The organism is Desulfurellaceae bacterium (assembly GCA_021296095.1).
Taxonomy (GTDB): Bacteria; Desulfobacterota; Binatia; order Bin18; family Bin18; genus JAAXHF01.
This window is the reverse complement of the sequence record JAGWBB010000020.1, coordinates 24190-45547: the sequence shown is the minus strand read 5'-3', so window position 1 is coordinate 45547 and position 21358 is coordinate 24190. Positions and strand designations below refer to the sequence as shown.

Below are 21358 nucleotides of genomic sequence, written 5' to 3'. Positions count from 1 at the left end.
AGGATCGCGGTATGTCTTTATTCAGTGAACTCCCCAAATATTGGCTCGACGGCGCGGTGCGCGGTCTGCACGGCTTTCGGCGTGGGGTGGGCGAGGCTTATCCAGCCGAAGAAGACCCGCCCCCGACCACCCCGTACGAGGTGGTCTACGAGGGCGGCAAGACCCGTTTGCGCTACTACCCGGCGGTTGGCGAGCCCTTGGCTACCCCGATCCTGATCTGCTACTCGCTGGTCAAGCGGCCGTTCATCCTGGACCTGCTGCCCGGCCGCAGCGTGGTCGAGACGCTGACCAAGAGCGGGCTGGACGTCTATTTCATCGACTGGGTGCCGCCGACCCAGGCCGACAGCTGGCGCGGCTTTGACGCCTATGTCAACGGCGACCTGGCCAACGCGGTGCGGGCCATCCAGATCCGCGAGGGCGTGGAGCAGGTCTCGCTGCTCGGCTACTGCTTTGGCGGCCTGCTGACCACGATGTACGCCGCCCTGTATCCCGACCAGGTCAAGAACCTGATCAATTTCACCCTGCCGCTCGACATGAGCGTCAAGGAGTTGCCTACCCAGGCGCTGATGGACAAGATCTCGCCCGAGACGCTCAAGCTGTTGACCGAGGTCCACGGCAACTGCCCGTCCTGGTTCATGAAGGCGGCCTTTGACGCGATGGCGCCGGTGCACCACGCGCTGGACAAGTATGTCGGCCTGTACCGGGGCAAAGACAATACCGATTACGTCCAGATGTTCGATCTGTTCGAAAAGTGGATGAACAGCGATGTGCCGATGGCGGGCCAGATCTTTCGCGAAATGATCGAAGAACTGAACCACAAAAACGCCCTGGTCAAGAATGAGTTCCAGATTCGAGGTCAAGCCGTCGATCTCCAGTCGATCTCCTGTCCGGTGCTGAATGTGATCGGCCAGCACGATGACGTGGTCCACCCCCAGTCCAGCCTGCCCCTGGTCGATCTGGTCGGCAGTCAAGACGCGACCAATCTGGTCTTTCCGACCGGTCACATCGGAGCTGCGGTCAGCACTGGCGCGCAGAAAAAACTCTGGCCCCAGGTCGGGACGTGGCTGCGTGAGCGGGACATGCTCGGTCACTAGACGGCGCGGTGTGACACACCGCTTTCACCAAGAGTGCTAGCAGGGCAGCCCAGAGGGCTGCCCTTTTTTGTGTCAGAAGAGTGGCGACATAAGAAAAGGGGGATGGTGTAGGAGAGGGACACCATCCCCCAGTATAGTAGAGAGAAGCCGAGAGGGGATAGGCATCCTCTCCACTACTCCGGTCGCACCGCTTTTTCTGGGCAGATATCGTGCCAGCCGCCAAACGTGTGAAATACCGGGGTTTTCGCCCAGCTGGTCGTATCGAGTCGTCAGACTTGCCTGTTTTTTGATCAGCGGGCTGCTGTGTCAGGAGCAGGCGATGGCTGTCAGACGATACCGCCATGCTCGTCTGGTATCTGCTCCGCCTGTGGCCCGCGCCCTACGGCCGGCCGCTCGCTTGAGTCGGTGGTGTCCCGATGGTACATAGCGAGTCGGCGGGCAGACTGGGGAAACAGACCATGCACGATGCGGATCTCGCCGTTCCGGCTCCGGCACGCAGCAGTCTTCTTGCGGACTATCACGTCCCGGCCGGGAGCTACGATGAGCTGTGTGCTGCACCCCAACAGCCGCGTCCCCACTGGGAGTATATGATTCGTGCCCTGGATGCCCTCGGGGCTAGGGAGCTGCGGTACCGCGAACAGGAAGTCCGCCGCCTGCTGCACGAGAATGGGGTCACCTATAATGTGTACCCGGATAACCGCGGTGGGGGACGGCCGTGGGCGCTCGATCTGATCCCGGTCCTGCTGACCAGCCAGGAGTGGAGCGGTATTGAACGCGGTCTGATTCAGCGCGCCGAGCTGTACAACCTCGTGCTGGCCGACCTGTACGGCCCACAAAAACTGGTCAGACAGGGCCTGCTGCCGCTCGATTTGATCTACAGCCATCCCGGATTTCTGCGCGCCTGTGTCGGCATCAGCCCGCCCGCCGAGCGCTTTCTGTTTTCCTACGCGGCCGATTTTGCCCGCTCTCACGACGGCCGGCTGTGGGTCATCGGCGACCGCGCCCAGGCGCCCTCGGGGGCCGGCTATGCCCTGGAGAACCGGCTGACCCTGTCGCGGGTCTTCCCGAGTCTGTACCGCGACACCCATGTCCATCGCCTGGCCCTGTATTTCCGAACCTTACGCAGCTCGCTGGCCCGCCTCGTTTCCCACCGCCAGGAGCCGGGCCGGACCGTGCTGTTGACGCCGGGGCCGGGCAACGAAACCTATTTCGAGCACGCTTATATCGCCCAGTACCTCGACTACACCCTGGTCCAGGGGAGTGATCTGACCGTCCGGGACGGGCGTGTGTGGCTCAGGACCCTGGACGGCCTGCAGCGGGTCGACGCCGTGCTGCGTCGGGTTGACGATGCCTTTTGCGATCCGCTGGAGCTGCGTAAAGACTCGCCGCTGGGCATTCCCGGGCTGGTTCAGGCGACACGCACGCATCAGGCCGTGGTCGCCAATCCGCTCGGCGTCGGCATCATCGAAAATCCGGGTCTGCTGGCCTTCCTGCCCGGCCTGTGCCGGGAGCTGCTGGGGCAGGACTTGCGCCTGCCGTCGGTTGCCACCTGGTGGTGCGGCGGCCAGGACGAACGCCGCTATGTCCTGGACCATCTGGATCGTCTGGTGATTAAACCGACCGTTCCACACCCCAGCGCTGAAACCGTCTTTGGCGCTCAGCTGTCTGCGACCGAGCGGCAGGCGCTTGCGGACCGTATCCAGGCCCAGCCGCACCGTTACGTTGGCCAGGAGCCGATTGCGGTGGCCACCAGCCCGACTTTTGTGGATGGCAAACTGGCGCCGCGTCCCCTGGTCCTGCGCAGTTTTCTGGTGGCGCGGGATGACGGCTATGTGGTCATGCCGGGCGGGCTGGCGCGGGTGGCGCCCGGCCCGGATGTCTGGCAGGTGTCGAGTCAACAGGGCGGGGTGAGTAAGGATATCTGGGTTGTGGCCTCGGAGCCCGAGCAGACGCTGAGCCTGCTACCCTCGGCCGAGCGGCCGGTCGCCATCACCCGCAGTGGCGGGGAGATCCCGAGCCGGGTGGCCGATAATCTGTTTTGGCTCGGCCGCTATACCGAGCGTATGGAAGACGGCACTCGGGTGTTTCGGGAGATGCTAGTGCGTCTGTTGGATACCGAGGCCGTCCATCATGGCCCCTATCTGCCGGGCCTGCTGTCGGCGGTGACCCATGCCGCGGTGACCTATCTGCACCTGGTCGGCCACGGCGACGGCCAGCGGCTGGTGGCCAAAGAGTCCGAGCTGTTGTCGGTCATCCTTGAGCCGACGCGCTCGGGCAGTTTGCGTGGTACGCTGGACGCCGTGTTGCAGGCTGGCCGGGCGGTCCGCGACCGCTTGTCCGACGATACGGCACGGGTGCTGAACACGCTGGATCGGGAACTCTCGCCGGGCATGAGCCTGAACCAGACCCTGCAAAGTCTGTCCCGGGTGATCGCTGGGCTGGCCTCGTTCAGCGGCCTGATGACGGAGAGCACGAGCCGGGGACAGGGCTTGCGGTTCCACGAGATAGGACGCCGTTTGGAGCGCGCCCTGCACACCATCAGCCTGCTGCACCTCGCCTGCGAGATGGCGCCGGGCGGGCGGGGCGGGCTGTGGGAGGTGGTGCTGACCATGACCGACAGCCTGCGAACCTACCGGCGGCGCTATCATAGCCAGGTGGACGCCCAGGCCGCGCTTGACCTGTTGCTGCACGATGAGAGCAATCCCCGCTCGCTCGGCTACCAGCTGGTCCGGCTGCAGGAGCACGTCGATGGATTGCCGCGCAAGGCCAGCCTGCCGCACCGCAGCCCGGCCCAACGTCTGGTGCTGCAAGCCCTGACTACGCTGCGTACGACGGATATTGAGGGGCTGTCCCAGGCCGTATGGGAAGCGACGGTGTATGAAAGCCTGGACGAGCTGTTTGCCCGGCTGGGGGCCTTGCTGCTGGCCCTGTCCGACGCCCTCGGCCAGACCTACTTCAGCCATATCGAAGCCCAGCAACAGCTGATGGAACACCGGGCATGATTTCCTACACGATCGTCCACACGACCCGCTATCGCTACAGTCTGTCGGTTCCTCAGTGCCAGAATGAAGCCTATCTGCTGCCGCGGTCTTGTGAGCGCCAGCAGTGTCAGACCAGCCAGCTCCAGATCGATCCGGCCCCGGTGGTGTATCAGGAACGCGAGGACTTTTTTGGTAACCGGGTGGTCCACTTTGCGGTCCAGGAAGCTCACACTGTGCTGGAGGTGCGGGCGTCGAGCAGGGTGCTGCTCAGACCAATCGTGCCGCCACCGCTCCAGGCATCGCCGGCCTGGGAGGAGCTTGGCCGGGAGCTGGCCCAGAGTCTCGATCCCGAGCTGCTGGCCGCCCGCCAGTTTGTGTTGGACTCTCCTCTGATCGTCGCCGCCCCAGCCTTTGCCGACTATGCCGCGCCGTCGTTCTCGCCCGGGCGCTGTGTGCTCGAAGCGGTCCACGAGCTGATGCAGCGCATCTACCACGACCTGAGCTACGATCCGAGCTTCACCCATGCGGCAACCCCGGTCGGCGAGGTCTTGTCCCACCGCCGGGGGGTGTGTCAGGACTACGCCCAGCTGGCGATTGCGTGTCTGCGCTCGCTGGGACTGGCCGCCCGCTATGTCAGCGGCTATCTCGAAACCGTGTCCGACCGGACCGACTCGGCGTCCCTGGTCGGAGCCGCAGCGTCCCACGCCTGGGTGTCGGTCTACAGTCCGGGTCAGGGCTGGGTAGATTTTGATCCGACCAACAATCTGACGCCGACCGAGCGGCATATCGTCCTGGCCTGGGGTCGGGATTACAGCGATGTGACACCCTTAAAGGGCGTGGCTTTTGGTGGCGGGACGCATAGCCTGGAGGTCGAGGTCGAGGCAAAACGGGCCTAGCCGGCCCGTGCCTCAGGGCTGCGGGACGGCGCCACCAATCGGCCGGTCGGCAAAAAAGGTGTCAAATATGCCGTCTCCGACCAGGTTGAGCTTGGTCTGAAAGGCGTCGACAAACCCGTGGACGCCCCGCTCAATGATCTGGCTGACCTCGGTGTAGGCGAGTTCTGAGCGGAGCTGACCCAGGTGTTGCTCGGCCGGATTTCTGAAGGCGCCCAAAGGCGTGCCCGAAATCGCGTGCAGGGACTCGTCGGCTTCAATCAGGCAGTGGTGGACCGAGCGGGGAAAGTCTCGGCCAAGCAGCAGGAAGTCAACCACCAGGGTCGGGACGATCTGGTGGTGGCGCTTGCGATACATCTCAAACGCGCTGCTTGAGCGCAGCACGGCCGCCCACTGGATGTTGTCAAACGGGCTGCCGACCCCAGACGCCGCCGGCAGCAGCATGAAGTATTTCACATCCAGGATACGGGAGGTCTTATCGGCCCGCTCCAGCAGGGTGCCGAGCCGCGAGAAGTGCCAACCCTCGCCGTGCGACATGGTATTGTCGGTCAGCCCCTCGAACAGGTGGCTGGCCAGCTTGATTTCGGTAAAGAAGTCGTGCGGGGCGCTCATGACGCGATTGTCCGCGGCCGATTCATTGACCATCAGGTAAAACGTGTTGACCTGCTCCCACATTTCCGAGGAGATGACCTCCCGGATGGACCGGGCGTTTTCCCGGGCGGTGCGCAAACACGACAGAATGGAGTTGGGGTTTTTCTGATCGAAGGTCAGAAATTGCAGCACGTTGGCCCGGGTCGCTACGCCGTAGGAGTCCTGGAATGGGGTGTGATCCCCGGAGGCGATAATCAACGGCTCCCACTGTTCGCGGACACCCGAGGGCAGGTCAAGCAGCATGAGCAGGTTGACATCAATGAAACGGGCGACATTTTCGGCCCGCTCGATATAGCGGCTCATCCAGTAGATCGTGTCGGCAACGCGGCTTAGCATACGACTCTTCCTGCGCTGGGTGGGCCGTCTCTAGGCGTCCTGTATGGCCGAGGGGACCGCCTGGGTGTGGGCCGACGACGGGCCGGACAGCACCCAGGTGTCTTTACTGCCGCCGCCCTGGGACGAGTTGACGACCAGCGAGCCCTTTTTGAGCGCCACCCGGGTCAGGCCGCCGGGCAGGACATACATATCCTTGCCGTACAGAATATACGGCCGCAGATCGACATGGCGGCCCTCAAAGCGGTCATCGACGAGCACCGGGACGCGCGACAGCGACACCGTCGGCTGGGCGATATAATTGCGCGGCTGGGCCGCGATCTTTGCAGCAAATGCAGCGCGTTCGGCGGCCGTCGAGTGCGGCCCGATCAGCATACCGTAGCCACCCGATTCATTGGCGGCTTTGACCACGAGCTGCTCAAGATGCTCCAGGACGTACTGGCGGTCGGAGGCGTCCCAACACAGATAGGTCGGGACATTGGGGATGAGCATTTCCTCGCCCAGATAATAGGCGATCATCTTGGACACATAGGCGTAGATGACCTTATCGTCGGCAATGCCCGTGCCGGGGGCGTTGACCAGGGCGATACGGCCGGCTTTATAGACCTCCATAATGCCCGGGATACCCAGCGTTGAGTCGGCCCGGAAGACCGTCGGATCGAGAAAATCGTCGTCGATCCGCCGATACAGCACGTCAACCCGCTCGAGTCCGGTGGTCGTCCGCATCTGGACAAAGCCGTCGGCGACCACCAGATCGCGTCCCTCGACCAGCTCGACACCCATCTGCTGGGCCAGAAACGAATGTTCGAAATAGGCCGCGTTATAGATCCCCGGGGTCAACACCGCGACCGTCGGCGTGCTCAGGTGGGCCGGGGCCAGGGACAGCAGCATTTCCAGCAGGCGGTTCGGATAATCGTCAACCGGGCGGACCTGAGAAGCTTCAAAGACCAGGGGGAAGGTCTGCTTCATGAGTTCTCGGTTTTGCAGGACATAGGACGCCCCCGACGGGCAGCGGAGGTTGTCTTCCAGGACGTAGATCTGGCCGTCGCGATCTCGGATCAGGTCGGTGCCGGTGATATGGCACCACACGCCAAGGGGAGGATCGAGGCCGACACACGAGGGACGGAAGCTGGTCGCCGAACGAACGATCTCTGCGGGAATGAGGCCGTCTTTGAGGATCTTCTGGTCGTGGTAGATATCGTCGATGAACAGATTCAGGGCCTGGATGCGCTGCCTGAGGCCGCGCTCGATCCATTCCCACTCTGCGGCGTCGATGATGCGCGGCAGCAGATCGAACGGCCAGATTTTTTCCATGCCGGCCCCGTCGCTATAGACATTAAAGGTGATGCCCCGATGCAGCAGGCTGCGTTCGGCTGCCTCCTGGCGACGGTTTATCTCGCCATCCGGCAGGCTCTGGATCCTTTCCAGCAGGAGTGCGGCGGCCGGCCGCGGCGTCCCCTCAGGAAACAGCATTTCGTCGAAAAATCCCTCGGTGTCATAGCCATCAAAACGCGTCATGGTCGGTCTCTCCCCGTCCTGCGAGTTGGACGCCGGTGTAGGCAGTAGAGAAACCGCATATATCATGCCAAACTGGGCCTGCGTAGCGGGGGAACCTGACAGCAGTCTCCAGCCCGAATTTCAGGCAAAACAGCTTGGCCGGATCGGATATTGGGTGGCACTGGGGGTGGCTGGAGAGGGCTGCACGCCTGCGCAAAAAGCAACACGACTGCCCATTTTTTGGGCATATAAGGACGACACGATGACACCCGCCCCCAAGCTCTACCTCATTCGCCACGGCCAACCGCAGGCCGGGTTTGGCGAAGACCCGGACCCCGGGCTTGACGAGCGTGGCCACCGCCAGGCTGCGGAGCTGGCCAAACGGCTCGAACCGCTCGGCCGCCTGTCGCTCATCACCAGCCCGCTGCGGCGGGCTCGGGATACTGCCGTTCCGTTTGAGCAGATGTGGAAGTGTGAGGCCCGGGTCGAGCCTGCGGTGGCCGAGATTCCCTCGCCCAGCCAGGAGCTGGCCGAGCGTGCAGCCTGGATTCGCCGCGTCCTGGGTGGTCGTTGGAGCGAGCTGCCGCAGGCGTATCAGGACTGGAAAGCGCAGCTGGTCGCTTTTCTGTGCGGCCTGCGAACACCGAGCCTGATCACGACCCATTTTGTGGCCATCAATGCTGCGGTGGGAGCGGCCAGGAGCGATGACCGGATGGTGTGTTTCGAGCCGGACCACTGCTCGTGCACTGTGCTCGAACAGCGTGACGGGAGCCTGCGGGTGGTGAGCCTCGGCCGCGAGCGACCCACCCGCGTCGGCTGAAGCCTCGCCTTGACGGCACCGCTGGCCGGGTGATTGAACTAGGGGACTGTTCGAGAAGGAGAGATGCGCCATGGCGACACCCCAACCCGTAGAGACCAGCCCGCTCACCTCGCTCACGGCTGAGACGGCGCCGGTGCTTGACCAGCACCGTTTCGATGAGGCCGCGCTGACGCGCTACATGACCGAGCATATTGAAACCTTCAGCCCGCCGCTGGCGGTCGGACAGGTGCGGGGCGGCATGTCGAACCCGACTTTTATCCTGACCGACGCGGCCGGCCGGCGCTACGTCCTGCGCAAGAAACCGCCCGGCAAACTGCTGCCCTCGGCCCACGCGGTTGACCGGGAGTTTCGGATCATCTCGGCTCTGTGGCAGACCGACGTGCCGGTTGCCAAACCCCATGTGCTGTGTCAGGACGCGTCGGTGCTGGGCGTGGACTTTTATATTATGGATTTTGTCGAGGGCCGGGTGTTTCGCGGCTATGAGCTGCCCGACCTGAGCGCGAGCGAGCGGCGGGCAGTGTATGACACCATGATCGATACCCTGGCCAAGATCCATCGGGTGGACTTCCGGGCCGTCGGGCTTGAGGACTATGGCCGGGTCGGGGGCTATATGGCGCGCCAGGTCAGGCGCTGGTCAAAGCAGTATGAGGCGAGCAAAACTGAGCAGCTGCCGGCCATGGAGCGGCTCATGGCCTGGCTGCCCGAGCATCTGCCGGACGATGATGAGACGACGATCGCCCACGGCGATTTTCGCCTGGAGAACCTGCTGTTCCATCCGACCCGGCCCGAGGTTCTGGCCGTGGTCGACTGGGAGCTGAGCACGCTCGGCGCCCCCCTGTCCGACCTGGCCTATAACTGTCTGCCCTACCATGTGCCGGACGATATCCGGGGCGACATCACGAGTCTCGATTTTGCCGCCTACGGCATCCCGTCCGAGCAGGACTGCGTGGCCCGCTACTGCCGCCAGATGGATCGTCCGGCCATTGAAAACTGGAACTTTTACGTGGTGTTTTCGCTCTTCCGGCTGGCGGCGATTGTCCAGGGGGTGTACAAACGGGCACTGGACGGCAACGCCAGCTCGCCCGAAGCCATCACCCGGGGCGAAAAGTGCAAACAGCTGGCGACCGCCGCCTGGGACCTGGTCGAGCGCGGCGTGTGAGCAAGGAGAAACTCAGAATGGCGACCGACCCGCAGGCCGAGGCGCTACCGCCGGTCTCGCTGACCGCAGAAACGGCACCGGTGCTAGAGCAGCACCGCTTCGACCAGGCTAACCTTGAGCGCTATATGCACCACCAGCTGCCCGACTTCAGCCCGCCGATGCATGTCGGACAGATTCGGGGCGGCATGTCCAACCCGACCTTTGTGTTGACCGACGCGGCCGGCCGACGCTACGTGCTGCGCAAGAAGCCGCCGGGCAAACTCCTGCCCTCGGCCCACGCGGTTGATCGCGAGTTCCGGGTCATTTCGGCGCTGTGGGACACCGATGTGCCGGTCGCCAAACCCTACGTCCTGTGTCAGGACGCGTCGGTGATTGGCACCGATTTCTATCTGATGGATTTTATTGACGGCCGGGTGCTGCGCGGCTATGAGCTGCGCGACATGCCACCGGCCGAGCGGGGGGTTGTCTACGGGGCCATGGTCGAAGCCATCGCCAAGCTGCACCAGGTGGATTTTCGGGCGGTCGGCCTGGAGGATTACGGCCGGGTCGGCGGCTATATGGCCCGCCAGGTCGGCCGCTGGACCAAACAGTACGAGGCCAGCAAGACCGAAGAGATTCCCGAGATGGAACGGCTCACGACGTGGTTGCCCGCGCATCTGCCGGACGACGACCAGACCACCATTTCCCACGGCGACTTTCGTCTGGAGAATATGATTTTCCATCCGACCGAGCCGCGCGTGCTGGCGGTGGTCGATTGGGAGCTGAGCACGCTGGGAGCACCGTTTGCCGATCTGGCCCACAACTGTCTGCCCTACCACGTGCCGGACGATATCCGGGGCGATATCACCGGGCTTGACTACGCCAGCTATGGCATTCCGTCCGAGCAGGACTACGTGGCCCGCTACTGCGCGCTGACCGGACGCGACCGGATCCCGCACTGGACCTTCTACATCGTGTTTGCCCTGTTCCGTATTGGCGCCATCATCCAGGGCGTGTACAAGCGCGGGCTGGACGGCAATGCCAGCTCGCCCCAGGCCCTGGGCTATAAAGAACAGTGTCGTCAGATGGCGGTCGCCGCCTGGTCTCTAGTCCAGCGGGGCGTTGACTAGGCTGACCTCCACCTGGGGCGGAGACAGAAATATCTCGGTCGCCCGCCGAACCGTGTCGGGATCGGCGCTGTCCAGCAGCAGGCCAAAAACCGACAGGCGATGCGCGCCGCTCTCCAAACGCTTGATTTCAAAAAACTGAAAGCCGAAATGGGGCAGGCCGGGGTCGGCCGTGTTTTCGGCATAATAGGCGCGCTGGTCGAGTTTGGCCAAGGCGCCCCCAAGCCGGGGAATGAACACGACCGTGCGGCCGCTCGGCAGCAGCAGGGCCGCCCAGCGCGCCGGGCGGCCGTTCAGGGCGCGTTTTGCCGCAGTCATGGAACCGTTCACGGCCTCGCCCAGCGGCGCACCGTTCAGCAGCAGGCGGGCGCCGCCGAGATTCAGAAAATCAAAATAGGTCTTGAACTCGCCGTCGGCCAGAACCAGGCGGGGCGGGATTTTCAGCTTGATCAGCGCACTGCCCTCGACAAAGTCACGGTAGAAGATGAGGTTGACCTTGCCCGAGGTGCGCAGGCCAAACGGCAGCGGCACCCAGTAGCGCGCCTGACGGATCACCCGGACCGGGCCGGGCTGGTAGCTGCGCAGCGTGCTGCGCAGATCGGCGTGCGTGCGCTGAAAGCTCAGCAGGCCGCCCAGCAGACGCACATCGGCTGCGGCTTTGATCCCGGCGATGGTATTTGTGCCAAAGTCGCCCAGCCGTTCGACCGGGGCAAAATGGGTTGGCAGCGGGGCGTCAAAGGCCAGGGCGTAGCGCTCGGCATAGACCCGGTCGGTCGCCGGGTCGTAGCGGGCGTAGGGCCGGGTCACGAACTGCGGGGCCTGAGCCGGGGGAAAAACACCCACATAGACAAAACCCAGCGGGTCCGTTTCCGTCCCGACCCGGACCTCGGCCCAGCGGCTGGCCCGGTCCGGCAGGACGGACGGGTCGCCGCGTCGGCCAAGGTCGCGGTTCATCACCACAATGGCGTCGTTGGCGTCAAACACCCCGGCCGGACTGTCGTGTTTGGCCTTTGGACCGTGGTTCAGAATCCAGCGCTCCCGCTCGTCCCGCTCGTCGATCTGAAACGGAACCGGCTGCGGCCTATCGTCGTGGAAGGCGTAGACCCGAAAGGCCGACACGGGCCGATTGTGGAAAAATGGCGCCAGGCGACCCTCGATGAGGCTGACGCCGGGCGGTGGGGACGCGAAAGCGGGAGTGGCGAGCAGAAGCTGGACGAGGCAGGTGGCAAAAAACATGCTGCGGAGAGCAAGCGGAATCGTATTTCGCATCTGTGTCATGACTGGGGTGGGGACCGTATCCATTGCCCGGCTTCAGAGAACGCTCTAGGATAGCGATAATATATCAGCAGGAGCGCACGATGAGCACCCGGACTATGCCAACGGACACAGGTCATCCCTATGTGGAGCGTCGTCCGCACGTTCAGGGAGGAAGACCTGTCATCAGAGGAAGCCGCTTTCCGGTGAGTTCCATCATTCAAGACTACCGTCGTGGATTGTCTGTTGAAGAACTCCTGCGCGAGTTTCCCGCTCTCAGGCCGGCAGAAATCCACGACGCGCTGTCTTACTACTACGACCATCAGGCTGAGATGGACCGGGAAATTACCGAATTAACCAATCTTGACGCAGTTCTGCGGAAATATCCGCCGACGATTCGTCCCTTTGACGATGGCCGCCATTAAAATCTACCTTACATCCTGAACAATTTTTCTGCTGAAGCGCTACGCGATCAGCTTCTTTACCTGAACAATTGGAGCTGAGTCAGCAGGAGAACGAAAGCGGTCACCGGTGTCGGTGGTTCGTGCCGCGACCGGTGTCGTAATGGCGACCCACCTTGCATGCGGGGCCGGTCTCGGCGACAACAGACGGGATGGCCACAACAAAAGATCGACAAGATATCCCAAAGGGGAGTGAAGTTTGGGTCAAGGAGTGGCTCGAACAAATCGGAGCAACAGATATTCGATATGTCGGTGATGGGGACGGTCCTCCCGATTTCTTGGTGAAGTACATGGAGGAAGAAATTGCTGTGGAAGTAACCCTCTTGCATGATTCTGACGGGTGGAGCAGGACCAAAAAACATGCCTTTGAGCGGGCTCTCAAGCGTCTGATTGAAGAAGTCTCGAAAGAAGAGAACGCACCGAGATGGCACTCCTTCTGCGAGTACGACCCCAGAGAGCCGCGCCCGCCAAGTAAGAGCGATAAAGAATGGAAGGAGAAAGCTCGCAAGGCACTCCGTACCAGGGGAGGAGGTAGAGAAATTCAGCTGTTGTCCCTGGAGCGGATACGTGGCCGAGGAGTGATATTGCAATTGTGGCCGGCAAGCAATGAGGGAAGCTTCGCGGAAGTGAGTGAAGACACAGGCTCCCTTATCGTATCCGTTTTGTCCGAGCGAATTGCTGCTGGTGTGGAGGAGAAAACCAAAAAGGTACGACAGGGAAAACGGGCGAAGGAATATAAACAGTGGTGGTTGGTTTTTGATGATGAAGTTCTTATAGCACCCATTAGAGTATTGACAGAAGAGGAGCGCGCAATAATCGAGGCAAGAGTACGGGAATGCGTGGGTAGAAAACAGTGGAGCAAAATCGTACTGGTGAGCCGATTTCAAACTACACCATCACCACCGAAGTGTCCAAAATGGTTCTACGCTCCGTGGGAAGACCATGAGCATCCACCCCTTCCAGTAAGTCCCTAGTGGGACTCCGCAGGTCGGATTAGCGAAGCGTAAGCCGACAATTCCCCTAACCTAAACACTTCTATAGAGATCGAGCCAGATGTTTGATCGTGACCGGTATCAGTCAGCACTGCCGAGCTGTCGATGATCACTTTGGCAATCCCCGCTCGTCGTAGAGCAGGTCGCCATGTTCCACGGAGGACGGTCCCGGCCTCAGTAGTTTGGCGCAACGCTGTCCAATGGCGTGCAGCTCCCGCGCGAGGGCATCCGCATCGTGCCGGCGTTTCTCGCGTGCAAGGCGCTCGCGCAACGCGACGGTAATCGCGCCGGTCATGGTCTCACCGGTCAACCGCGCCAACTCACCGGCCAGCCGGCAGGTTTCCTCGTTCTTGATGGTGAGGCTCATGGTCGTCCTCCAGGTAGAATAACATGAGCGAAGTCTACCCTACGCTGGGGTGTAATCATGTACAACACCATCACGTCGGATACTGTGTGCCTGCGTCTTCGTTCGGGGCAACGTTCCCTATCGTGATAAGCGAATCTGAAGCCTGGATAACGGGCCGGAAATGTTGGATTACGCCTGCGGCTCATCCGAACCTACGGACTCTGCCGAACATTTCCGAGAAGGCAGACGAGGTTGTGAGGCGACTCAGCTAAGGGGATTCGTCCAACGCAATCCTGGAAAGCGCGCCATGTCCGCGTCGGTGGAATGCATTTCGGCTTGATGTTCGATTGCGAGAGCGGCCAGGTGCGCATCCGTTGTCAGATTACCCGCCGTGCCGACTGCCTCAATCAGACCAAGCAGGATGTCAGCATGCCGGGGGCCGGGATGGATGAGAGCCGTTTGCGGGCGGTCAAGCCAGGACCGCACTCGGCGACAGGCGCCGCCCACGTCGAGCGGATTGTCGAGGATCTTCGCGTGCGTCGAGATGTGGATGAAACCCAGGATGGCAATCCAGGGGAGGCCCACTGTGTCTGTTCCATTCATGAGCGCTTCCCACCATTCACGCGCGGCTTGGTGCCGGCGGGATGCCGAATCGTGGGCCTATAGCAACGGGTTGATGTCGGGAACGATCACCGTTCGAGCTTTCGAGAAAGCGCTTCCGCCTTCAGCTCGTCCACGAGTTGATTGAGCCTGTCGGCGTCAACACCAGGTTTGAAATGAAAGGCGTGGGGCTCGACTTTAAACGGCGGCAATTGCCTCATCTTCCCCTGGACGCCGAGGCCGACTCGCAACGCATCGTTGACGACGGCCTTCATGCTCCTGTCGGTGCGCCGCATCTCCCGCTGCAGCAAGGTTAGGGTGGTACGCATGTATGCACCGTGATGCCCTTGATAGGTGCCGTCAATACATCTTCCTGAGCACGCGCCAGCCACGCACGATCAGGTCAACGGCAGGTCTTCGAGTGCCAGCAGGAATGCCCGGTGGGTCATACGAGGAGAATAGGGTAGCTCCCCTGAGCTGTGGGCGTCTAGCCGCGGCTTAGCGAAACAGGTCAGCTTCGGCCGGGCGGATCAGGACCTGTCCGTTGCCCTCGGCCGGAATGTATTTGTAGCCGCGCACAATACGGCCGCGCTCTTCTCCATCAGCAGGCCGGCCGCACAGGCGAGTTCGTCGGCCACCGAGATGACGGTGTGGCTCAGCTCGCGGCCCTGCAGGTCTTCACCGCCACGCAGGTCGAGTAGGCCCTCAAAGCCCGAGACGCCCAGCGCAAACTCGACCAGACCGTCGCGCCACGGCCGACCGAAGGTGTCGGTGATGACGATGCCGATTGAGATGTTGCGCCGCTCCTGAATGGCAATTCGCATGTCTTTGGCCGACTTGTCGGGGTCTTCGGGCAGGACGATGACGATATCGTCGGCCAGGGTATTCGACGCATCGACCCCCGAGTTGGCACACACCCAGCCCCGCTTGGTCTCGGTGATCACCACCCCGTTTTTCATCATGACGATCCGATTGCTCTCGCGCAGCACGACCTCGACGATGCGGGGATCTTTTTCCCACTGGTCGGCAATCTGGTGGGCGAAATCCGACGGCTCGACGGTCTTGAGATCGACTACCGCGCCCTCGGCCTTGGAGACGATCTTTTGGCACATGACCAGGATATCGCCGTCTTTGAGGCCGACCTTGGACCGGTCAATGGCGTCGAGAAGGATCGAAACCAGGTCGTCACCGGGTTGAATCTGGGGAATGTCGGGGATGGGGATGAGTGCAATCGTGCTCATGGAAAATCCTTCAGATCGACAGTCTGGCAAGACCTGTTCCTCTAGGTTTCTTGTGTGACGAGCTCAACAACCGTCCGGGCCAGGGCGACCGACTTCTCCATATCACTCATGATCGTATCGGTCACCCGAACCGTCAGCCCCTGGGCTTCGAGCTTGGTCCGCAGAGCCGCGTCTTGGCTATCAATGACAAAGGCGTCAAGAAAGTCGGCGTACAGGCCGGCCACCCCGGCCGCCGAGGCTTCGATACCCAGGCCGCTGAGCATGCGGTCGGCCGGGCCTTTGATCGGTTTGCCGGCCACCAGCGGACTGATGCCGACCACCGGCGCGGGGGTCTGACACAGGGCGTCCCGAACGCCCGGCAGGGCCACAATCGGCCCGATGCTGACGAGCGGGTTGCTGGGCGGGAGAATCACCATATGTGCAGATCGGATGGCCTCACACACGCCCGGCGCCGGGCAAGCGCCGTCCAGCCCGCGCAACTCGACCCGCCCGACCCGCCCCTCGCCCCGGCCTTTGACAAAATATTCCTGAAAGGGCAGGGCGCCCGCCTCGGTGTGGACCACCGTCCGGACCGGTTCGTTACTCATTGGCAGCACCGTGGCCCGTACCCCCCAGGCGCGGGTGATGGCGGCGGTGACTGCGGTCAGGCTTTTGCCCTGTCGCAGCTGCTGGGTGCGGAACAGGTGGGTCGCCAGGTCGGTGTCGCCCAGACCGAACCAGGTCTCGGGGTAGTAGCGTTGCAGTGCTTTGAGACTGCGGAAGCTTTCGTCCGGCAGCCCCCAGCCTTTGGTGTGATCGACGGCATCGGCGAGCGTGTAGGTGACGGTATCGAGATCCGGGGATACGCACAGACCGAAAAATTCGTCGTCGTCGCCGGTGTTGACCACCACACACAGATTGGCCGGATTGATAACGCGCACCAGCCCGCGCAAAAAGCGGGCCGCTCCCACCCCGCCGGCCAGAGCGGTAATCCTGAGGTCCTCAGTGCGTGGCATGCTGAACTGGGAAAAGGGCATGCCGCCCGCTGGTGTCAGTGAGAAGCGGCCCGCTTCTCGCGTTCGAACGGATGCACGTAGCGGAACTGATCCGAGGCGGTCAGCCTGCGGTAGGAACCGAACTGCTCGTCCGGGTTTTCGACCAGATCAAGCGGGCTCAGCTCCTCGTCCTGACCGCTGAAGACCGTCCGCAGCTTGTAGGTCGTCCCACGCTCGGCCGGGGTGCGACCTACATCGCGGATCAGCCGTCGGAGTTCTTTGGGCGGGACGAGCTGTCCGTACTGGGCGCCGGCCGAGGTGGAGATACTCTCGTTGATCAGGGTGCCGCCCAGGTCGTTGGCCCCGACGTTCAGCAGATGCTGGGCCATCTTCGGGCCCTCTTTGACCCACGACGATTGAATATTGCGGAAGGTCGGGCCGAGCATCAGACGGGCGACCGCGTGCATCTTGACGACTTCCGTGCCGGTCGCGCCCTGCCGCACATTGTCAACCAGTTTGCGCTGGTACATCGGCGCTTCCTGGTGAATCAGGGACAGGGGAACGAACTCGGTAAAGCCGCCGGTGTCCTTCTGGATGTCGCGCAGCAGGTTCATATGCTTGACCCAGTGCTGGGGGGTCTCGATATGGCCGTACATAATTGTCGAGGTGGTCGGAATGCCCAGGCCGTGGGCGGAGGTGATGACCTCAATCCACTGGTCGGTGGTGATGCGGCCCGGGGCGATGCGGTCACGGATGTCCTGGTCAAGAATCTCGGCCGAGGTGCCGGGCAGGGTATCGAGGCCGGCGTCCTTAAGGGCGGCTAGATAGTCGGGAATCGAGACCGCCGCCCGCGTTGCGCCGTACAAGACCTCTTCGGGTGAGAAGGCGTGGATATGCAGGTCGGGGAGCGCCTTCTTGACCGCCCGGGTCAGATCGACATACAGATTGCCGTTCATCTTGGGCGGCAGACCGGCCTGCATGCACACCTCGGTGGCGCCCACATCAACGGCCTCCCGGGCGCGCCGGATGATTTCCTGCTCGGGCAGAAAATAGCCTTCCTCTTCACGGTACTCGCGGCTGAAGGCGCAGAAGGTGCAGTGTTTGATGCACACGTTGGTGAAGTTGATGTTGCGGTTGACCACATACGTCACCACCTCGCCGACCTGACGCCGGCGCATCTCGTCCGCAACCAGGCACGTGACCTGGAAATCCAGCCCGTTTGTCTCACACAGGCGCAGCCCTTCCTGCCAGGACACCTCTTCCCCGTCCAGGGCCCGGTGCAGAATCGTGCTGACCTGGGGATCAATATGTTCGAGAACACTCGCAAGACCGTTGGTTGCCACAGTGGGCCTCCTTCTTCAGACCGAAAACATGCGGTTGGCCGGGGCCGGTTCAGGCGCTGACCTGGGCCTGCAACTCCTCGGTTCGCGGACGCAGGGCCGGCAGCAGCCAGCCGGGTCGATCAATATACTCGGGGTAAATGGCCAGCCGTTCACGCAGCCTGAAGCCCTCCTCTCGACAGGTCTGGGCCAGGCTGTCCAGATGCGGCCAGGCGGCTTCAGGGTTGACATAGTCTTTGGTGACCGGAGAGATGCCTCCCCAGTCGTTAATGCCGGCCCGCAGCAGGAGACGATGATCGGCCGGGTTGAGATTGGGCGGCGCTTGGACATTCATCTGGCCGCCGAGCAGTAGCCGGGCCACGGCTACGGTTTTGGCTACCTCGGGGCTGTCCGGCTCGGGCGCGCCGGCCATGCGGGTGTCGGGTTTGGCCCGGAAGTTCTGGATGATGACCTCTTGGATATGCTCGTGCTCGTCGTGCAGGTCGCGGATGGCGAGCAGACTATCGACCACTTCCTCGCGCGTCTCTCCGATGCCGATCAGAATCCCGGTCGTGAAGGGAATCTCCAGCTGGCCGGCTTCGCGGATCATCTTGACCCGCACCGCCGGCTCTTTGTCCGGCGCCGAAAAATGGGCCATGCCACGCTCGCGCAGCCGGGGGCTGATATTCTCCAGCATCAAGCCCAGGCTGACGTTCACGTCTTTGAGCTGGCGCATCTCGTCGGCGCTCAGAATACCCGCGTTGGTGTGGGGCAGAATACCGTACGACAGCGCAATCTGGCACGCCTCGTAGACGTATTCGGTCGTGGTCCGGTGGCCGAGGTCGGCCAGGGTGGTGCGGTAGGCCCGAGAGACCAGTTCGGGTTTGTCGCCCAGACACATCAGGGCTTCTTTGCAGCCCTGGACTTGGCCCCGGGCCAGCCATTCACGCAGGTCGGCGCGGGTCATGGTCCAGGCTGCCGGATCGCGCGGGTCCTTGCGAAAGGTGCAGTACGAGCAGCGATCTCGACACAGGTTGGTGACCGGCAGAAAGAGCTTGCGTGAGTAGGTGACCGTCCGACCCTTGTGGCGGTCGCGCAGGTCGCCGGCGGTCGCCAGCAGAGCCGGGAACTCCTCGTCCGTACAGTGGAGCAGGCGATAGCCCTCGGCCGCCGACAGCTGTCGGCCATCCGCTGCGTTCTGCAGGAGCTGATCAAAGCTCGGAGAAACATGCTCGGAAACGGGCTCGTGCACTGTGCAACTCCCCTCAACTAAAGCACTGCGAAGGTAGTCAAGACGGGCCGGAATGTCAACCGCTGCGTGGCGATTTTCTCACTTTTATGTGATATCACCTGTCCGCCTGCTTGAAAGGACGCTGGCGGCCGTCTCTTGGGCCTGATGCGGGTCTGCCCCGGACAGTCGGCGGCGGAAACGAATCAGACCCAGCGCCGTACACGCGATGCCCAGACCGAACATCAGCCGGCCACTCGTCAGCACGACATGATAGAAGTCGAGCTTGGCCTGGGCGATCTCCCAGCGCTCACGGGCTTCGCTGGGGACGTAGCGCTGGGCGCCACGGAAGACCAGCGCCGTTGCGGCTTCGACCTGGGGAGTCGTGGCTGTCAGGACCGCCCGGTACTCGTGCACCTTTGTCAGGGCGGCGACCGCATTCCCCACCCCCAGCACGATCAGGACCAGGCCGGCGATGAAGAGGTAGTTTCGGGCGAGCGATTGGGTTATGGTCATGGGGCACTCCCCCCAGCCCTAGCAGCCCGAGAGGGAAAGCGTCAAGTCTGGGGAGACTCCTTGCGCGCGGTGAGGAAGGAAGGCCATCATGTCGAAGCTGGTGCTGAGCGAGACGAGGAACCGAGTCCGGTGGATCACGATAAACCGACCTGAACGGCGCAACGCCCTGGATAGCGAGACGATTTTCAGTCTCAAGGATGCCCTTGGCGAGGCGGCTCGCGATCCTGACAGTCGGGTCCTGGTGCTGACCGGAGCGGGTGGAGCCTTCTGTTCGGGCGCCGATCTGTGGGCCGGACGGTCTGAGGGCAGGCCGCCGGGTGACGTGATGGAAGACGGCTTTAACGGCGTGATCCGTGCGATTTGGAACCTGCCCAAGCCGGTCATTGCGGCCGTTGACGGGGTAGCGGCCGGGTTTGGCTGCTCCCTGGCCCTGGCCTGCGACGTGCGCCTCGCTTCCTCGAAGGCGCGCTTTTCCCTCATCTTCGTCCAACGTGCCCTGACCATCGACGGTGGGGCCAGCTATCTGCTGCCCCGCCTGGCGGGCCTGAAGGGCGTGGAGGTGGCGCTGACCGGGGAGGCGGTCGATGCCGAACAGGCCGAGCGCATGGGCCTGGTGAATCGGGTCGTCCCCCACGACGCCTTCCACGCGTGCAGCGCCGAGTACGCCGAAAAGATGGCCCGACAAGCTCCGCTGGCTCTGGCCGCAATCAAGGCCTCACTCCACCACGCTTTGGAGAGCAGTCTGGATGAGGTGTTGAGCTACGAGATGGCCGAGCAGCGCAAGATGGTCCGTACATCCGACTTTCGGGAAGGGCTGAGCGCCTTTTTGGAGAAACGGGAGCCCCGCTACTCCGGCCGTTAGCCCGAGCGCAGGCTGAGAGACATGGCGCGTTTGTTCATCGTCGGCGACATCCACGCCTGCCCGGCCGAGCTGGAGGCTCTGCTGAGCGCCTTAGGCCTCGAGGCCAAAGATCATCTCGTCTTTTTGGGCGACTATATCGACCGTGGCCCCGGAGCGCGTGAGGTGATTGACCTGCTGCTGGCTCTGCGGGCCGATCAGGAGTGTGGGCTGACCTTCCTCAGGGGCAACCATGAGGATATGTTCCTCGACTTTCTCGGCTACGGGGGAGGCTACGGCGAGGCGTTTCTGATGAATGGCGGGATTCAAACTCTGGACAGCTACGGCTGCTGGCCCGATGTCGACGCTCTGCCCGCGCGTATCCCCGAGACGCATATCGCCTTTCTGCGTGGCTTAGGCCTGTCCTTTTCCGGTCGGGAGCCCGACCACGATCTCGGTCAAGATATTTTGTGCGTCCACGCCGGTATTGATCCCCAACGTCCGCTCGCAGACCAAGGGGTCGAACACCTGCTGTGGATTCGCCACGAGTTCATCGATACGCCCCATTCCCTCCCGTATACGGTCGTTTACGGGCATACGCCCCAGCCTGAGCTGCGGTTCCACCTGCCCTACAAGGTCGGAATCGATACGGGTCTGGTGTATGGGGGGCGTTTGTCGTGCCTCGAATGGACCGCCAAGACCGTGTACCAGGTGGCAAAGGGCAGCCGGCAGGTGCGAGTCGTTGACGTCGGCCGGCAGTGGTCGAGGGGCGGATAGGACGGGCTTGCCGAGCCGGGGTCTTGTCGGCTAATATCCCGAGTTGTCCCGCTAGGGACGCCGTGGCGACGTAGCTCAGTAGGCTAGAGCGAGGGTCTCATAATCCCTAGGTCGGCAGTTCGATTCTGCCCGTCGCTACGCCTACGCCGTGTATCAACACCCGCTGGAGTTCCAGCCTCAGCCAAGGAGAAAAGCCATGGATCCCCTCGCCATCTTTATGCAGATCGTTGCCGGGGCTGCGGTGGTGCTGACTGCGATATCGGCCGCTGCGGTGTTTC

Annotated in this window: 20 protein-coding genes, 1 tRNA gene and 1 pseudogene; 11 read left to right on the top strand and 11 right to left on the bottom strand. The window is 62.6% G+C overall.

From position 1 onward, the window contains the following. Window positions 1-11: 11 nt before the first annotated feature. The 3 genes from J4F42_06725 to J4F42_06715 all read left to right on the top strand — a co-directional run bounded on the left by J4F42_06725 (window position 12) and on the right by J4F42_06715 (window position 4971). Window positions 12-1094, top strand: a complete 1083-nt coding sequence (locus J4F42_06725; GenBank protein ID MCE2485189.1) for an alpha/beta fold hydrolase — start codon at window positions 12-14, stop codon at window positions 1092-1094. 458 nt (window positions 1095-1552) lie between these two features. Further along, a complete protein-coding gene (locus tag J4F42_06720) occupies window positions 1553-4096 on the top strand; it encodes a circularly permuted type 2 ATP-grasp protein (GenBank protein ID MCE2485188.1) in 2544 nt (847 codons plus the stop codon). Then, complete coding sequence (locus J4F42_06715) at window positions 4093-4971, top strand: transglutaminase family protein (GenBank protein ID MCE2485187.1); 879 nt, start codon at window positions 4093-4095, stop codon at window positions 4969-4971. Before J4F42_06720 ends, J4F42_06715 begins: the two co-directional genes overlap by 4 nt. A 12-nt stretch (window positions 4972-4983) precedes the next feature. Here J4F42_06715 and J4F42_06710 read toward each other — a convergent pair whose 3' ends face one another. Then, entirely contained in the window at window positions 4984-5955 is a 972-nt protein-coding gene (locus J4F42_06710; GenBank protein ID MCE2485186.1) for an alpha-E domain-containing protein, read from the bottom strand. A gap of 30 nt (window positions 5956-5985) precedes the next feature. Then, window positions 5986-7470 carry a circularly permuted type 2 ATP-grasp protein gene (locus tag J4F42_06705; protein ID MCE2485185.1) on the bottom strand — a complete coding sequence of 495 codons (1485 nt, stop codon included), beginning with the start codon at window positions 7468-7470 and terminating at the stop codon, window positions 5986-5988. 241 nt (window positions 7471-7711) lie between these two features. Here J4F42_06705 and J4F42_06700 point away from each other — a divergent pair, with 241 nt between their 5' ends. From J4F42_06700 to J4F42_06690, 3 genes are all read left to right on the top strand, one after another. Continuing rightward, the gene (locus tag J4F42_06700; protein ID MCE2485184.1) at window positions 7712-8269 is read left to right on the top strand and encodes a histidine phosphatase family protein; all 558 of its coding nucleotides are present in this window, start codon (window positions 7712-7714) and stop codon (window positions 8267-8269) included. A 70-nt stretch (window positions 8270-8339) separates the two neighbouring features. Then, entirely contained in the window at window positions 8340-9428 is a 1089-nt protein-coding gene (locus J4F42_06695; protein ID MCE2485183.1) for a phosphotransferase, read from the top strand. 17 nt (window positions 9429-9445) lie between these two features. Then, window positions 9446-10537: a phosphotransferase gene (locus J4F42_06690; GenBank protein MCE2485182.1), complete on the top strand. Its 1092-nt coding sequence runs from the start codon at window positions 9446-9448 to the stop codon at window positions 10535-10537. Here the strand turns inward: J4F42_06690 and J4F42_06685 are convergent. After that, window positions 10514-11803: a hypothetical protein gene (locus tag J4F42_06685; protein MCE2485181.1), complete on the bottom strand. Its 1290-nt coding sequence runs from the start codon at window positions 11801-11803 to the stop codon at window positions 10514-10516. The two genes, J4F42_06690 and J4F42_06685, sit on opposite strands and share 24 nt — an antisense overlap. 104 nt (window positions 11804-11907) lie before the next feature. Between J4F42_06685 and J4F42_06680 the strand changes: the two genes are divergently transcribed. Next, window positions 11908-12213, top strand: a complete 306-nt coding sequence (locus J4F42_06680) for a DUF433 domain-containing protein (protein ID MCE2485180.1) — start codon at window positions 11908-11910, stop codon at window positions 12211-12213. Window positions 12214-12401: 188 nt separating this feature from the next. Next, window positions 12402-13223, top strand: a complete 822-nt coding sequence (locus tag J4F42_06675) for a hypothetical protein (protein ID MCE2485179.1) — start codon at window positions 12402-12404, stop codon at window positions 13221-13223. Between the two features lie 127 nt (window positions 13224-13350). Here J4F42_06675 and J4F42_06670 read toward each other — a convergent pair whose 3' ends face one another. The 8 genes and pseudogenes from J4F42_06670 to J4F42_06635 form a co-directional block, all read right to left on the bottom strand. After that, a complete protein-coding gene (locus J4F42_06670; GenBank protein MCE2485178.1) occupies window positions 13351-13608 on the bottom strand; it encodes a type II toxin-antitoxin system VapB family antitoxin in 258 nt (85 codons plus the stop codon). 243 nt (window positions 13609-13851) lie between these two features. Continuing rightward, a pseudogene (locus J4F42_06665) lies at window positions 13852-14241 on the bottom strand (PIN domain-containing protein). Between the two features lie 35 nt (window positions 14242-14276). Further along, the gene (locus J4F42_06660) at window positions 14277-14516 is read right to left on the bottom strand and encodes a hypothetical protein (protein ID MCE2485177.1); all 240 of its coding nucleotides are present in this window, start codon (window positions 14514-14516) and stop codon (window positions 14277-14279) included. 201 nt (window positions 14517-14717) lie between these two features. Continuing rightward, a complete protein-coding gene (gene cofE, locus J4F42_06655) occupies window positions 14718-15428 on the bottom strand; it encodes a coenzyme F420-0:L-glutamate ligase (protein ID MCE2485176.1) in 711 nt (236 codons plus the stop codon). Window positions 15429-15469: 41 nt separating this feature from the next. Further along, window positions 15470-16423, bottom strand: a complete 954-nt coding sequence (locus J4F42_06650; GenBank protein ID MCE2485175.1) for a 2-phospho-L-lactate transferase — start codon at window positions 16421-16423, stop codon at window positions 15470-15472. 35 nt (window positions 16424-16458) lie between these two features. Next, a complete protein-coding gene (gene cofH / locus J4F42_06645; protein MCE2485174.1) occupies window positions 16459-17745 on the bottom strand; it encodes a 5-amino-6-(D-ribitylamino)uracil--L-tyrosine 4-hydroxyphenyl transferase CofH in 1287 nt (428 codons plus the stop codon). 49 nt (window positions 17746-17794) lie between these two features. Then, window positions 17795-18973: a 7,8-didemethyl-8-hydroxy-5-deazariboflavin synthase CofG gene (gene cofG / locus J4F42_06640; GenBank protein ID MCE2485173.1), complete on the bottom strand. Its 1179-nt coding sequence runs from the start codon at window positions 18971-18973 to the stop codon at window positions 17795-17797. 84 nt (window positions 18974-19057) lie between these two features. Beyond that, window positions 19058-19465 (bottom strand): hypothetical protein, encoded by a 408-nt coding sequence (locus J4F42_06635; GenBank protein ID MCE2485172.1) that lies wholly within the window; start codon window positions 19463-19465, stop codon window positions 19058-19060. Between the two features lie 88 nt (window positions 19466-19553). On the opposite strand from J4F42_06635, the gene J4F42_06630 reads away from it, so the two are divergent. The 3 genes from J4F42_06630 (at window position 19554) to J4F42_06620 (ending at window position 21218) form a co-directional block, all read left to right on the top strand. Continuing rightward, a complete protein-coding gene (locus tag J4F42_06630; protein MCE2485171.1) occupies window positions 19554-20327 on the top strand; it encodes an enoyl-CoA hydratase in 774 nt (257 codons plus the stop codon). 21 nt (window positions 20328-20348) lie between these two features. Further along, window positions 20349-21080, top strand: a complete 732-nt coding sequence (locus J4F42_06625) for a serine/threonine protein phosphatase (protein MCE2485170.1) — start codon at window positions 20349-20351, stop codon at window positions 21078-21080. Between the two features lie 64 nt (window positions 21081-21144). After that, window positions 21145-21218 (top strand) — tRNA-Met (locus J4F42_06620). The last annotated feature ends 140 nt before the right edge of the window (window positions 21219-21358 follow it).